Source organism: Aeromonas sp. QDB14, assembly GCF_027707845.1.
Classification (GTDB): Bacteria; Pseudomonadota; Gammaproteobacteria; order Enterobacterales; family Aeromonadaceae; genus Aeromonas; species Aeromonas caviae.
The window spans coordinates 23,844-37,479 of the sequence record NZ_JAPCJD010000039.1 but is presented as its reverse complement, the minus strand read 5'-3'; the positions used below and the strand labels follow the sequence as shown (position 1 = coordinate 37,479).

Here is a 13,636-nt window from a genome sequence, read left to right as displayed (position 1 = left end):
CGGAACCAGTGATTGGTTCCGGATTGTCCTACAGCAGAAGGATCGGTCAATGGATCCTTAACTGATCAGCATTGCGCATCATGCGGCCTTTTTTCATCAAGGAAGGGGGGGGGTTAGAGGTAGTGAACCATCACCCCGAGCAGCACCAGCGCCCCCACATAGTTGTTGTTGAGAAACGCCTGGAAGCAGGCTTCCCGCTGCCGCTCCCGGATCAGTCGCTGCTGGTAGACGAACAGCGCCGCCGCCCCCAGCAGCCCCCAGTAATAACCGGATCCCAACCCCATCAGCTGCCCGACCCCCAGCAGGAGCAGCAGGGTCGCCAGTTGCAGCGCGCCGATGATCCGCTTGTCGTGGCGGCCGAACAGGATGGCGCTCGATTTCAGGCCGAGCTTGAGGTCGTCATCCCTGTCCACCATGGCGTACTCGGTGTCATAGGCGATGGTCCACAGCAAATTGGCAAGAAACAACAGCCAGGCTTCCGGCGGCAGGGCATTGGCCTGAGCCGCGTAGGCCATGGGAATGGACCAGGAGAAGGCCATGCCGAGCACCAGCTGGGGGATGGGGATGAAGCGCTTCATGAAGGGGTAGCAGACTGCCAGCAGCAGGCCGGCAAAGGACAGGCTGATGGTGAGCGGGTTCAACGTCAGCACCAGGGCGAACGAGAGAAGCGCCAGCACGGCGAACAGCACCAGCACTTCCCGCTCGGCGACCCGCCCCATGGGCAGCGGTCGCCCGGCGGTGCGTTTCACATGACCATCGAAGTTGCGATCCGCATAGTCATTGATGACACAACCGGCGGAGCGCATCAGGAAGACGCCCACCACGAACACGGTCAGGATCCAGGGGTCAGGCAGGCCACCAGCCGCCAGACAGAGCGCCCACAGGGTCGGCCACAGCAGCAGCAGGGTACCGATGGGCTTGTCGATGCGGGCCAACTGCGCATAGGCCAGTCCCCGCTCCTTGGTTAACAGCTTCACTCCAGCTCCTTATCCGATGGCAACGAATGAGACGATAGCGAGGGCAGGAAAAGTTCATGGACCAGCAGTGGCCATTGCCCCAGAAACAGGCGGGAACGACGCCCCCAGACAGTGGCGGCCGAACACCAGGGATTGCTCGCTATCTCGAAACAGGCCAGTTGCAGGTGATCCCGCCGCGCCGGTGCCTCACCGAAAATACGCTCTCCCAGCGGCTGCTCTCCCAGATCCTGCAAACCGCCCCCCTGCAAGGCCGCTTCGGCAAACAGGGTCCAACCCAGGATGGCAGGCCCGCCATCACCGTGCAGGATCACCTCGCGGCACATGCCCACGGGGGCCGACACCGCCACCAGCGCCTGCTCGTCCACCGTCAGCGACACGGCGCGATTGCCGAGCAGTTGCACCGAGAGGTGATGATTGTAACGACGCAGGCGCCGGGTCATGGAATCGGCCTCCAGCAACCAGGGACGCAGCGCCTCGGGTGGTTCGCACTCTGCAGGCGCCCGCCACGGGACGAGCTGGACGAGGGGAACAGTCAACTCGGACTTCACAGCTTCACCATCCGGAGATTTCCGTTGTCAGGTTAAAAACCGGTTTATTATCCGTAAATCAATGGCGAATTGTAAGAACATCCGTGCTTGACGGCCCCGATGGCAGCATCAAAAATGGGGCATCCGTCGCTGCCGAGCCATCCAGATGAAGATCTTCAGAATTCTGCTGCTGTCCCTGGGGTGTACCCTCTTGAATACACAGGCCTTCGCCAATGAGGAAGAGGCCACCGATCCCGCCTCCTCCGCCGTCCAGCCGGGATTCGCCTATCACGCACTGGATCCGGACATCATCACCAACTACCTTGGCGACGGCAAAACCCTCGGCTATGTACGGGTGACGGTAGAGCTGATGGCCACGGACGCTGCCGACCTCAAGTTGCTGGAGCAGCACGACCCCCTGATCCGCGACGCCATCATCCGGCTGATTGGCAGCAAGACGGGCGCACAGATCAAGTCCCTGGTGAACCGGGAAGAGCTGCGCAAGGAGTGTGAGGCCAAGGTCAACGAGCTGCTGGTCAAGGAGACGGGCAAGAAGGCTGTCCGCGAGCTCATCTTCACCAAATACCTGTACCAGTAACCACACCGGGAGGGGGCCTACCCCTCTCACCCGTTGCATTCACTGTCGAGGACGTCATGGGTCACAAGACGCTGTGTGAGTGGCGCCGTCACGAGATCCCCGCCGATCTCAAGACGCTGCGCAAGATTGTGCGCAAACCCAAATTCGTGTGTGGCAAGTGTGCCCGCAGCGCCAATGATAAGGATTACCTGTGCCAGCCGCTGCGGCTGAAGCATAAAGAAGGGTAGGTCCCTCTTCTCACGAAGAGGTTCACGCAATATTTCAGAAGAGAGAGGAAGGCTGATTTATTGATCAGTCCAGCCATGGCGACCCTGTTCAAACAGGCGACGGGCCTGCACGTCGTTGGGACAGACGCCGCGATACTCCTCTCCCGACCGTCCTGCCAGATAGAGATGCTCGGGTCGGCAATACCAGGCCAGCCCCTTCTGGCGACCCTGCTCCCAAAGGGCAACGTCCACTTTTTCCCCGCACTGGGTCTGGTGAAAAGCCACCCGATCGCCAGCAAAACCGAGCTTGCCGTCCGCCTCTCCCACGTCGCTCCACACCTTCTCGCAAGGGTCGTCGGAGTTGGAAACACAGCCCCCGAGCAGGGCGGCACAAAACATGATGACGAGTGAGCGCATATTCATCCTTGGCGTCGTTGGAATCGTTGTTGAGCCGCTGCCTGCCTCGTACAGCGTCATTTGAGCAGTTCATTCTAACCAGCCCGCCCCGTTCTCACCAAGGGCTGCCCCCCTCGCCACACAAAAAATCGGGCGGGCACCAGGCCCGCCCTCAGGCGTTACAGGGAGTCACTGATCGTCGAGAGGGTCATAGTCCTGCCAGCTCTCGTCATCCAGCTCCTCCAGCTCGTCTTCCCAGGATTCCGGCTCCCAGTCATCATCGAGATCGAAATCAGGCGTCTGCGTACCCATGCTCATTCTCCTTGGATAGTGCACCGGCCTACAAAGTCTATCCAGAATAATGGTGCTCGCCAGTGGTTCCGATCAGAACTTGACCAAGGTGCAGCCAGCCACCTGGAGTCATAGCTCCGGTGGCATCCACGCTCTGCTCCAACCCGGTGACAGACCGGGCGAACACGTCGGCTGGCAGTGCCCGCGCAGGGCGACGGTGCACCGACCTGGTCTTCAGTCACAACGCCTTGAACATGCTTGCCTCGCCCTGTCGTGGCATCGCTCGTCAGGTGCTCTGGCGCTTTTGCAATTGAAAATCCAGGGCGAGGCTCATGCCGGCCACCTCCTCGCCCGCCAGCTGGCGCAGGATCAGCTCCGCCGCCTCCCTGCCCATCTGGTGATAGGGGATCCTGACCGAAGTCAGCGCAGGATGACAGGCGCGCGCCACATCCAGATCGTCGAAACCGGCGATGGCGAGCTTGCCCGGCACGCTCAGATGGCGGCGCTGGCATTCGAACAGCACCCCGGCCGCCAGCTCGTCGTTGACGCAGATCAGCGCATCCAGTTCGGGCCAGCGCAGCAGAAACTCCCCCAGCATGGCCGCCCCCGTGCTAAAACTCGGCAGCTCAGAGGTATTGATGATGGCGTCCGGGGAGAGGTAGTTGTCCAGCAGCGCCTTCTGCCAGCCCTGCATGCGCTGCTGCAGCATCCACTGCTCCTGGCGGGCACAGAGAAAGCCGATGTTGCGATGACCGCGCTCGATGAGGTGGCGGGTCAGCTGATAACCGGCATCGAAGTTGGAGACCCCGACGTTCATGTCGATGGGATGACGCGCCATGGCTCCCACCTCCACCACCGGCAAGCGGGCCGCCTGCAGGCGCTGCCGGATGACCTCCCCGGGATCCCCCCCAAACAACACCACGGCGGCCGGATTGTGCTGCAGGAAATTGCTGAGCAGGCTGGCCTCCTGCTGCTTCAGGTGCTGGGCATCCCCCAGCATGATCTGGTAGCCCTCGGCGAGCAGGGTCTGCTGCAGCCCGGCAATCATGTCACCGCAGGCGCGCTCCGCCAGGCTGGGGACGATGACCACTATGGTCTGGGAAGTGGCGGAAGCCAGCGCCCCCGCCGCCCGATTTGGGATATAGCCGAGTTCATCCACCGCCGCCTCGATGCGCTCTCGCATCTTGTCTGACACCAGCTCGGGGGTGCGCAGGGCGCGCGACACCGTCATGGCTCCCACGCCAGCCAACTGGGCCACGTCGTTGAGGGTCACCCGACCCGTGCTGCGGCGTTTTTTCGCTTCTGACATCCTTTCCCTTCCTCGGCATGCGGGCATTCACTTTAAGGCAAAAGCGGGGCACTGACTATTTGCTCAAACCGGATTTTACCTTCTTTGAGGCCGATAAGGGGCAGGATGAATCCCTTCTGTGAGAGAAATGATAGCGCTATCACAAATCAATGTTAGCGCTATCTGGTAGCGCTAACTTTCGGGACCAAGCTCACAGTTATCAAGGGACAAGATCGCTAGATTGGCGCCATCCTATCCAGCCCGGACACTGCCATGCTGACCCAATTGCTGACCGAGGAGGTCATTTCCATCGAAGCGGGCGCCCGCGACTGGCGCCACGCCATCGAGCTGGCCACCGCCCCCCTGCTGGCCAACGGCACCATAGAGCCCTCCTATGTGGCGGCGATCTATCGCTCCCACGAGGAGCTCGGCCCCTACTACGTGCTGGGCCCGGGCCTGGCCATGCCCCACGCCCGCCCGGAAGACGGCGTCAACCGGTTGGGACTAGCGCTGACCGTACTGAAAGAGGGGGTCAACTTCGGCTCCGAGGGCAACGACCCGGTGCGGCTGCTGGTAACCCTGGCCGCCAGCGACAGCAACTCCCACGTGGAGACCATCGCCCAGCTGGCCGAGCTGTTCATGAATGAAGAAGACGTGGCGGCCATCATGGCGGCCACCAGCAAAGACGACATCCTGCGCATCCTGGCGCGCTACTGATCTGCGCCACGGCGCACCTGACAGAGGAAGAGAGCATGAAAATTCTGGTTGTATGCGGACACGGCCTGGGCACCAGCCTGATGATGGAGATGAGCATCAAGAGCATTCTCAAGGAGCTGGCCGTGACGGCCGAGGTGGATCACCGGGATCTCGCCTCCGCCGGCAGCGAGAGCGCCGAGATCTTTGTCGCCACCCGCGACATCGCCGAACAGCTGGTCAGCATGGGGGTCGACGGCCGGCTGGTCTCGCTGGACAACATGGTCGACAAGGCCGCCATGAAAGAAAAACTCGCCATCGCCCTGCGCGAGCTGGGCGCACTCTAACCCCTTTGCGACTGTCTGGGCGGCTGGTGAGCCGCCGCTTCCATCTGCTTGGAGCTGACCATGGAATTTTTCAATTTTCTGATGTTTGACGTGCTGTCGGAGCCGGCCGTGCTGGTTGGCCTCATCGCCCTCATCGGCCTGATCGCCCAGAAGAAACCGGTGACCGAGTGCATCAAGGGCACGGTCAAGACCATCATGGGCTTCGTCATCCTGGGGGCCGGCGCCACCCTGGTGGTGAACTCGCTGGGCGACTTCGCCACCATCTTCCAGCACGCCTTCGGCATCAAGGGGGTGGTCCCCAACAACGAGGCTATCGTCTCCATCGCCCAGCAGTCATTCGGCAAGGAGATGGCGATGATCATGTTCTTCGCCATGCTGGTGAACATCCTGATCGCCCGGCTCACCCCGTGGAAGTTCATCTTCCTGACCGGTCACCACACCCTGTTCATGTCGATGATGGTAGCGGCCATCCTCTCCGCCGGCGGCATGAGCGGCATCCCGCTCATCGCGGTGGGCAGCCTGGTGGTCGGCGTGACCATGGTGCTGTTCCCGGCCCTCGCCCACCCCTACATGAAGCAGATCACCGGCTCGGACGATGTGGCACTCGGCCACTTCTCCACCTGCTCCTACGTGCTGGCCGGCTGGATCGGCGCCAAGTTCGGCAACAAGGCCCACAGCAGCGAAGAGGTGCAGGTGCCCAAGAGCCTGCTGTTCCTGCGCGATACCCCGGTGGCCATCTCCTTCACCATGGGCATCATCTTCCTTATCACCTCCCTGTTTGCCGGTGCGGATTACGTATCGGAAGTCGCCAAGGGCAAACACTGGTTCATGTTCTCCCTGATGCAGTCCATCACCTTCGCCGCCGGTGTCTACGTCATCCTGCAGGGGGTGCGGATGGTCATCGCCGAAATCGTGCCGGCCTTCAAGGGGATCTCCGACAAGCTGGTGCCCAACGCCAAGCCGGCACTGGACTGCCCCATCGTCTTCCCCTACGCCCCCAATGCGGTGCTGATCGGCTTCCTGTCGAGCTTTGCCGCCGGTCTGGTGGGCATGGTGCTGCTCTATCTACTGGGGCTCACCGTCATCATTCCGGGGGTGGTACCGCACTTCTTCGTCGGCGCGGCGGCCGGGGTGTTCGGCAATGCCACCGGCGGTCGTCGCGGCGCCCTGCTGGGAGCCTTCGCCAACGGCCTGCTGATCACCTTCCTGCCGGTGTTCCTGCTGCCGGTACTGGGGGATCTCGGCTTTGCCAACACCACCTTCAGCGATGCCGACTTCGGCGTGGTGGGGATCCTGCTCGGCCTCATCGTACGCTGATCACTCTTGCCCATCGGGGGCATGGCCGACGGTGCCATGCCCCCGCTCATCCTCCCGTACTGCCAGCCGGGCCCCACCAGCCCAAACAACGTCGAAAATATGTGCAAACACAGTGCGTTGGATCGGATTTTCACCCCATAGCGGCAGCATCTGACAGGGGAGTACGATATGCTGATGCGCTGACGTTCAACCCGACCTCGCTCGAGGCCCTTTCCATGAAATACCTGGTAGTACAAACCAAACAGATAGGAGATGTGCTGATCTCCACCGCACTGTGCAACAACCTCAAGCAGCACGACCCTGCCGGGGAAGTTCACTATCTGGTCATGGATTACTGCGCGGGCATGGCAGAGGGAAACCCCAACATCGATCGATTGATCGTCATCGAGAAGGCGCGCCGCAACGAGTGGCGCTACATGAAGGATTTGCTGCTGGGCATTCGCCGCGAGCGCTACGATGTGGTGATCAACAGCCAGGGCCAGATGATAGGCCTGCTGACCTGCCTCTTCTCCGGCGCCCGCCTGCGGATCGGCTTCGACTCTTTCCCATGGCGCCTGGGCCACAACCGCATCGTGCGCTTTCGCCATGACACCGAGCATCAGGGCAACAGCACCCTGGTGGACGACCGGTTTTCACTGCTCAAGCCGCTCAAGCTGGCCAGCGAAGATCGCAACTACTACCTCTGGCTCAGCGACGGGGAGAGACAACGGGGGCGCGAGACCCTGCTGGCCGCTGGCGTCGACCCGACCCGGCCACTCATCGCCATGGGGGTCAACTCCCTCGGTCACTACAAGCGCTGGCCCATCGACTGCTTCGCCGAGGTGGCGCGCTGGCTGATCGAGCAGCACGACGCCCAGATCCTGATCTACTGCGGGCCGGGGGAAGAGGAGTACAACCGCAGCCTGAAGCCGTTACTGCCAGCAGCGCTGCAGGCCAGCGTGTTTGACCATGTTCAGACCCGCTCGGTACGGGAACTGGTGGGGCTCTTCGCCCATTGCCAGCTGTTTGTCGGCAACGACACTGGCCCACGGCACATGGCGCAGGCCATCGATCTGCCGCTGCTGACCATAGTGGCCCCAGGCGGCGACAAGATCATCGCCAACCCGGTGAACCACCCCCGGTATCAGGCCATCGATATCTTCGACGCCAAGGGGGCGGATTATCAGTTGCCGACCCAGGAGAAGGACTTCTTCGATGAAGCCCTGTTCCGCTCAATTACACCTGAGCTGGTTATTCAGCGGCTAGCGGCTCTGCTTGCTCAGTCACGGACAGCAGACTAGCTAGCGCCTCGCAGACGGCCCGGTCATCGACATTGTTCATGTCGGCATTCAGGCCAGGGGAGTCGCTAAACAGGATCCGGACCCGCGGCGTGCTGGTCGGCAACCACTGGTTGAACGTCTCACCATGGCGCGGATAGATAGCCACCAGCGGCTTCTCCAATCCGACGGCGATATGCACTATGGCGGTGTCCACCGACAGCACAGCCATGCACTGCTGAACACAATAAATAGCATCATCTATGGTTTTTACGCCCTCCAGCAGCATAACATTGCTAGCCGCGCTAGCTCTGAGCATGGCCTCCGCCGCAGCATAAGTTGCGGGTGAAGAGAGCACTCCGAAGCGATAGGCAGCGAACTCGGTTGCCAAGGTCTTCAACAACTCAACCATCTTGGCGTGCGAGAACGACTTGTACTGAGTGCTGCCGAAGGGGTTGATGAGGATGAGGTCATCACAGGCCGAGGTCACATTCCCCTTCTCTGCCACTGGGATCATGTACTTCTGATCTACTTCTTTCGCACCCAGCAGTGACAGCAGATAGCGATATTTATCCTGGAACAGCATGCCCGCCGTCGCCTCGGACAACTTCACATTGACACGTCCGATACTGTCGTCGAGGGAGGCAACATTGGTCGACGAGAGTTTGTGCAGGAGATATAGATCCTTCATCTTCATCCCCTCGGTGAGATGTATCACCAGATCGACATGGGGAATGGCTGACACCATCTTGCCAATAGCACCGTAGCCGGGTCGCTTGTTGATCTCGATGACCTCATCAACCCCGAAACAATCCCGATACAGGCTGGCCAGGGCTGGGGTCGTGATAACCGTCACTTTCTTGTTGCCCGGCAGTTTTTTTAGCTCCCGGAAGAAAAAGGAGGAGATAAAGGAATCCCCCAGCTTGGCATCCCAGCGAACCACCAAAATATGCTTGATATCCCCCTGGATGCCGAGTGGCATCTTCTTGTCAAACAAGAGAATACCCAGGGCTCTGCGCACCCGATCACGTAATAGCTGTAAATAACTGATCACTATCGAACCTCGTCATCGGTCACATGAGGACCATAGTTACGATCATCGATCGTGGTATCGAACAGACCGACATCCATGCAGCAAGGCTCAACACCCGAGGCCGTCAGACCGTTGAGTTGCAAGCGGCCTGTCAGATAATCGGATGGCATCCGAATGGGGTAGGCCTTGCTCAGCAGTTTCTTGGCGCCAGACAGAGTCAAGATATATCCTGCCGTCGATATGATGCCTCGCTTGGAGTTCCGGCTCGGGGAGATATATTTGGCAAGACGATACCCTTCCGGCATCTTCTTCATCCATGGCCAAGACTTCACCTTGCCATGGTACAAGAAAATAATATCTGACTGGCAAGCAGACATGGCCTTCGACACTATGGCCTTGAAGTGGCTGTGCAGATAGATGTCATCCTCCAGCACGACACAGTGCTCTATATTCTTGGCAACCATCATCTCATATATGCGGATATGGCTCATGGCACAGCCAACCTCACCCAAACTCAGATCGTGACCACAAAACTGTCTGGCCATGAGGAAGTCCACGTTTTTCAACTCATCTTCTGAGAGTTTTTTACCATCAACGGCATCAAAGAAAACAAAATCGACAGCACGGCTGCTCATGTGCTTCTCAATAAAGGCGCGTCGATCATGGCTCCTGGCCAAACTGATCACGAAAACTGGAATCATGATATTTTATTTTCCCTATCATACTTTATTTCTATCGCACACCAGCAGAACACCAAACTCAGCACATATATATACAACGTGTTCTGATGTTCAAAAGGCACATCACTTAATGCACTGATGGCAAAGGATAGAGGAATCACTGCGTATGGAGTCCCCCATCCTTTTCTTTCTATGAAAATTTTCATTGGGTAGAATATGAAAATAATCAGTGCCAATAGACCCACAATTCCTCGAATAATCAGATTCTGCATATACTGGTTATGAGCATGAGCCAATGCAGAATCCAATACTAGGGGTGAGATCAGTCCTTGCGACACCTGCTGTTCTTTGACGGATCTGAACCCATCCGAGCCCACACCTATCAGTGGTGCATCCAAAAAACCTAACCAGGCACTCTTCCAAGCCACAACGCGCAGTCCCCACGAAGACCCGTAAGAACCCACGCTCATTTGATTTATATCTGATGCTGCAGCAGAAATTCTATCTTGAACAAGTGTATTCGTATGATAGATCACACCAAGACACATAATAAACAGTAATGCTATGGCACTATATTTCCATGGTTTGAAAATAGCTTTATACAGTACAAGGTAACTAATAACGACACCCAATGCCAACCAGACACCACGACTTTGTGAAAGATAAAGTGCAAGTATAGAACACCCAAGTGAAATGAGAGAAAACACTTTCACCAATGGATATCCTCTAGATTTAACAAATACGCACCAATTCAGAATGACCAATGTCAGTGCTGCTTGAGAAAACAGGATTGCATTGGTGAAGCCTTCAACTCTGACAATACCATCTAAATGCTGCCAAACACTCAAGGCTCCTAACCCAACACCACCCATCAGGATAGATATAGCCCCCAGAGTCAACAGTATTTTCTTGCGCGGCATAACCAAAGAAAAAACCGCCACATATAATAAATTTCGCATGACTCCGTATTGGTCACCATGAATCATTCTATTCAGCATGATCACGGCACCGTAGAATATGAAGACCCAGATCAGGCGGCGATCGATAAAGAATACATCCTTGTTTCCTCCAACAAAGTAGTTCAACAGGCCAAAGAGACCCGACACCACCAGCAAGTTGGAGAGGATGCTCTGGCCAGGAGGGACCAGAAACAACCCACAGAAGGCAAACATTATGGTTAGTGCATAAACAGTGGTCGTTGCTCTATCGAGCAGTTCGTGAGGCTTAATAGACATCAATACTTATTTCCTGAATACATAGTTGCCACGGATCTTGCGCCACAGGCCGAACATGTCGGTGCGGGGGAAGATGGCGATCCGGCGGATCTGGAACGGATCCCGGTGCATGGCTCTGGGGCCGCTGTTGGTGGCCACAGCATAGCGATAACCGGCGGCAACGGCCTGGGCTTTTGCACTGTCGTTCAGATCTCCGTAAGGATAGGCAAACGAGATCAGGGGATGGCCGAGCAACTGCTCCAGCCAGGCCTTGTTGGCCTGGATCTGGTGGGCCTGCTCCTCTGGGGGGAGCGTACTCAGGCGGGGGTGAGTCAGGGTATGGCCCCCGATCTCCACATGACCGGAGGCCACCAGCGCCTTGATCTCCTCCGGGGTCATCAGGGTCACCGGGGTATCGGGGTGGGTCGGGTGCTCCACATCCCAGCGATTGTGATCCTCACCGGTCACCACATAGACCACCGCCTTGTAGCCATACTTTTCCAGCAGCGGCAGCATGCGGGTGAGGTTGTCCCGATAGCCGTCGTCCACGGTGATCATCAGGTACTTCTTGCCGTATTGCAGCCGGTGGATGAACCCGTTCTCCGCCAGGTCGGCAAATGTCAGCGTCTCGTAGCCCAGCCACTTCATCAGCTTGAGGTGCTTCTCGAACATGGCGACTGGGAGCCAGGTGCCATGCACTCCCTTTTCGCTCTCGTGCTCGATGAAGCGGTGATACATGATGACCGGCATCTCCCGGCGCAGAGTCTCGACCACGGCATCCTGATAGACGGATTCCAGCCCGGTCACGACGCCTTGCAAGTCATACTCTTGCAGGATCCGCTGGCGCACTGGGTCTGGCACCACCTTGGAGGCCAGCGCCGAGGGGATCTGCGCCTTCAGCCCGGCAAAGTCGATGGCCAGATCTCTGGGGCCGATGTCGCCGAAGTTGCTGGCAAGCGCTTCGTCCAGATTCTGCTCAGTCACCAGACCGATGGCCCTGGCTTCGCCGATGGCAAACGCCGGACGACCGCACAGCAGCGCCTCCATCGCCACCCGACCGGCACCGATCACCAGATCGCAGCCCGCCATCAGGGCGGGCACATCGTCCACATAACCGACGAAGTCGACCTTGTCCTGAAAACGGGCAAAACGCGCCGGCACCTGGGTACCGCTGACGACGCGCACCCGGCAGGCTTCCAGATCCAGTACCTCGTCCAGCAACCGGTAGCAGAGCTCCCCCTTGGGACCGCTCAGCCGACCAATGATGGCGATCACCGGTTTGTCGTTGTCCGGTATCGGCACGGGCTGGAACTTGTCGGTCTCGATGCCGTTGCGCAGCACCTGCACCATGGCCGGGTCCACCCCCAGGTTGTCGATGATCTGGCTGGCGATATCCTCGCACACCGCCACCGCCCGATAGCCCAGCGCATGGAATGCCTTGCGGGAGGCGTGTACCGGCTGGCGCCCGTGCACCGTGGTGATCATGGGGGTGCCGGTCAGCTTGCAGGCGACGTAGCTGCTCCAGCCCGAGGCGCGCGAATGGGCGTGCACAAGCTGGATCCTGTGCTTGCGGATCAGATAGATGAGATAGAAGACGTGCCAGAAGCGGCGCAGGATGCTGCGCTTGTTGAAGCGCAACCGAAAGACCGGCCCCAGAGTCGGTTTGGTCAGGGTGTCAGAGACGTAGAAAACCTGGTGGCCACGGCGGGTCAGCTCGTTGCCGACCGTGGTGGCATAGACCTCCGCGCCCGTCACTTCGAGCTGGGAGAGAGCCATCAATATGTTCATGCAAGCGCATCCGATCGACGGGTGGCCAGAGCCACCCGCCAGAGGGGGATCAAGCCCGGTTCAACCAGGCCATGTAATCGGCCACGCCTTCGGCCACAGTCTTGAACTCGCCGTCATAGCCGACGCCGCGCAACTTGGTGAGATCCGCCTGGGTGAAGCTCTGGTAGCGACCCTTGAGGTGATCCGGGAAGGGAATGTATTCGATGGCGCCTTTCTGGTGATGCCTGATCACGGCTTCCGCCACGTTCTGGAACGGCTCAGCCCGGCCGGTGCCGCAGTTGAAGATGCCGGAGTGCTGCGGATTCTGCCAGAACCAGAGGTTCACCTTGCAGACGTCGTCCACGTAGATGAAGTCGCGCATCTGGCCGCCATCCGGGAAGCCGTCACAGCCCTCGAACAGCTTGGGATTGTCACCCTGCTTCACCTGGGTATTGAGGTGGAAGGCCACGGACGCCATGGAGCCCTTGTGCTGCTCGCGGGGACCATAGACGTTGAAGTACTTGAGACCCACCACCTGGGAGTTGATCTCCGGCATCCAGCGACGCACGTACTGATCGAACAGCTGCTTGGAGTAGCCGTAGACGTTGAGGGGCTGCTCGAACCTCGGGTCTTCGATGAAGTTGTCGTTGCGCCCGCCATAGGTCGCGGCGGAAGAAGCGTAGATGAAGGGGATTTCCCGCTCGATGCAGTAGTGGAACAGATCCTTGGAGTACTCGTAGTTGACCTCCATGATGAACTTGCCGTTCCACTCGGTGGTCGCGGAGCAGGCGCCTTCGTGGAAGATCACCTCGATGCCGTCATCCCACTCCTCGAATTCGTCACCGGAGACGATCCGCGCCTGGAACTCGTCCTTGTCCATGTAATCGGCGATGGTGAGGTCGACCAGGTTGACGAACTTGGTGCCGTCGGTCAGGTCATCGATGACCACGATATCGGTCCGTCCTTGAGCGTTCAGCTGCTTGACCAGATTGCTGCCGATAAAGCCAGCACCGCCAGTTACTACGATCATGGAGTTTGCCTCGCGT

16 protein-coding genes are annotated in these 13,636 nt (G+C 58.8%); 6 read left to right on the top strand and 10 right to left on the bottom strand.

The features are described from left to right. Positions 1–113: 113 nt before the first annotated feature. A complete protein-coding gene (gene ubiA / locus PG887_RS13695; protein ID WP_266140580.1) occupies positions 114–977 on the bottom strand; it encodes a 4-hydroxybenzoate octaprenyltransferase in 864 nt (287 codons plus the stop codon). Continuing rightward, positions 974–1,525 carry a chorismate--pyruvate lyase family protein gene (locus PG887_RS13690; RefSeq protein ID WP_270821951.1) on the bottom strand — a complete coding sequence of 184 codons (552 nt, stop codon included), beginning with the start codon at positions 1,523–1,525 and terminating at the stop codon, positions 974–976. The genes ubiA and PG887_RS13690 overlap by 4 nt, the downstream gene beginning before the upstream one ends. A gap of 145 nt (positions 1,526–1,670) precedes the next feature. Here PG887_RS13690 and PG887_RS13685 point away from each other — a divergent pair, with 145 nt between their 5' ends. Both PG887_RS13685 and PG887_RS13680 read left to right on the top strand, forming a co-directional pair. Beyond that, positions 1,671–2,102, top strand: a complete 432-nt coding sequence (locus PG887_RS13685) for a flagellar basal body-associated FliL family protein (RefSeq protein WP_010672440.1) — start codon at positions 1,671–1,673, stop codon at positions 2,100–2,102. Between the two features lie 56 nt (positions 2,103–2,158). Next, entirely contained in the window at positions 2,159–2,329 is a 171-nt protein-coding gene (locus PG887_RS13680) for a hypothetical protein (protein WP_010672439.1), read from the top strand. A gap of 57 nt (positions 2,330–2,386) precedes the next feature. Here the strand turns inward: PG887_RS13680 and PG887_RS13675 are convergent, their stop codons facing one another. The 3 genes from PG887_RS13675 to PG887_RS13665 form a co-directional block, all read right to left on the bottom strand. Then, entirely contained in the window at positions 2,387–2,731 is a 345-nt protein-coding gene (locus PG887_RS13675) for a DUF2799 domain-containing protein (protein WP_080944131.1), read from the bottom strand. A 162-nt stretch (positions 2,732–2,893) separates the two neighbouring features. Then, on the bottom strand, positions 2,894–3,016 hold the full coding sequence (locus PG887_RS13670) for a hypothetical protein (RefSeq protein ID WP_010672437.1): 123 nt from the start codon (positions 3,014–3,016) through the stop codon (positions 2,894–2,896). 265 nt (positions 3,017–3,281) lie between these two features. Further along, positions 3,282–4,304: a LacI family DNA-binding transcriptional regulator gene (locus PG887_RS13665; RefSeq protein WP_041212112.1), complete on the bottom strand. Its 1,023-nt coding sequence runs from the start codon at positions 4,302–4,304 to the stop codon at positions 3,282–3,284. 252 nt (positions 4,305–4,556) lie between these two features. Here PG887_RS13665 and PG887_RS13660 point away from each other — a divergent pair, with 252 nt between their 5' ends. The 4 genes from PG887_RS13660 (at position 4,557) to PG887_RS13645 (ending at position 7,920) form a co-directional block, all read left to right on the top strand. Continuing rightward, positions 4,557–5,000: a PTS sugar transporter subunit IIA gene (locus PG887_RS13660; protein ID WP_119197082.1), complete on the top strand. Its 444-nt coding sequence runs from the start codon at positions 4,557–4,559 to the stop codon at positions 4,998–5,000. 35 nt (positions 5,001–5,035) lie between these two features. Further along, positions 5,036–5,323 (top strand): PTS sugar transporter subunit IIB, encoded by a 288-nt coding sequence (locus PG887_RS13655; protein ID WP_016349013.1) that lies wholly within the window; start codon positions 5,036–5,038, stop codon positions 5,321–5,323. 60 nt (positions 5,324–5,383) lie between these two features. Continuing rightward, positions 5,384–6,640: a PTS ascorbate transporter subunit IIC gene (locus PG887_RS13650; RefSeq protein WP_010635518.1), complete on the top strand. Its 1,257-nt coding sequence runs from the start codon at positions 5,384–5,386 to the stop codon at positions 6,638–6,640. Positions 6,641–6,855: 215 nt separating this feature from the next. After that, positions 6,856–7,920, top strand: a complete 1,065-nt coding sequence (locus tag PG887_RS13645; protein ID WP_103858484.1) for a glycosyltransferase family 9 protein — start codon at positions 6,856–6,858, stop codon at positions 7,918–7,920. Here PG887_RS13645 and PG887_RS13640 read toward each other — a convergent pair. From PG887_RS13640 to rfaD, 5 genes are read right to left on the bottom strand one after another with little or no spacing between them, the layout of a single operon-like run. Next, positions 7,871–8,950, bottom strand: a complete 1,080-nt coding sequence (locus PG887_RS13640) for a glycosyltransferase family 9 protein (RefSeq protein ID WP_103244031.1) — start codon at positions 8,948–8,950, stop codon at positions 7,871–7,873. The two genes, PG887_RS13645 and PG887_RS13640, sit on opposite strands and share 50 nt — an antisense overlap. Continuing rightward, positions 8,950–9,630, bottom strand: a complete 681-nt coding sequence (locus tag PG887_RS13635; RefSeq protein ID WP_103244030.1) for a glycosyltransferase family 25 protein — start codon at positions 9,628–9,630, stop codon at positions 8,950–8,952. Before PG887_RS13635 ends, PG887_RS13640 begins: the two co-directional genes overlap by 1 nt. Then, entirely contained in the window at positions 9,627–10,844 is a 1,218-nt protein-coding gene (locus tag PG887_RS13630) for an O-antigen ligase family protein (protein WP_104456035.1), read from the bottom strand. Before PG887_RS13630 ends, PG887_RS13635 begins: the two co-directional genes overlap by 4 nt. A 6-nt stretch (positions 10,845–10,850) precedes the next feature. Continuing rightward, positions 10,851–12,611 carry a polysaccharide deacetylase family protein gene (locus PG887_RS13625; RefSeq protein WP_223920210.1) on the bottom strand — a complete coding sequence of 587 codons (1,761 nt, stop codon included), beginning with the start codon at positions 12,609–12,611 and terminating at the stop codon, positions 10,851–10,853. Between the two features lie 49 nt (positions 12,612–12,660). Further along, a complete protein-coding gene (gene rfaD / locus PG887_RS13620) occupies positions 12,661–13,620 on the bottom strand; it encodes an ADP-glyceromanno-heptose 6-epimerase (protein WP_039041134.1) in 960 nt (319 codons plus the stop codon). Between the last annotated feature and the right edge of the window lie 16 nt (positions 13,621–13,636).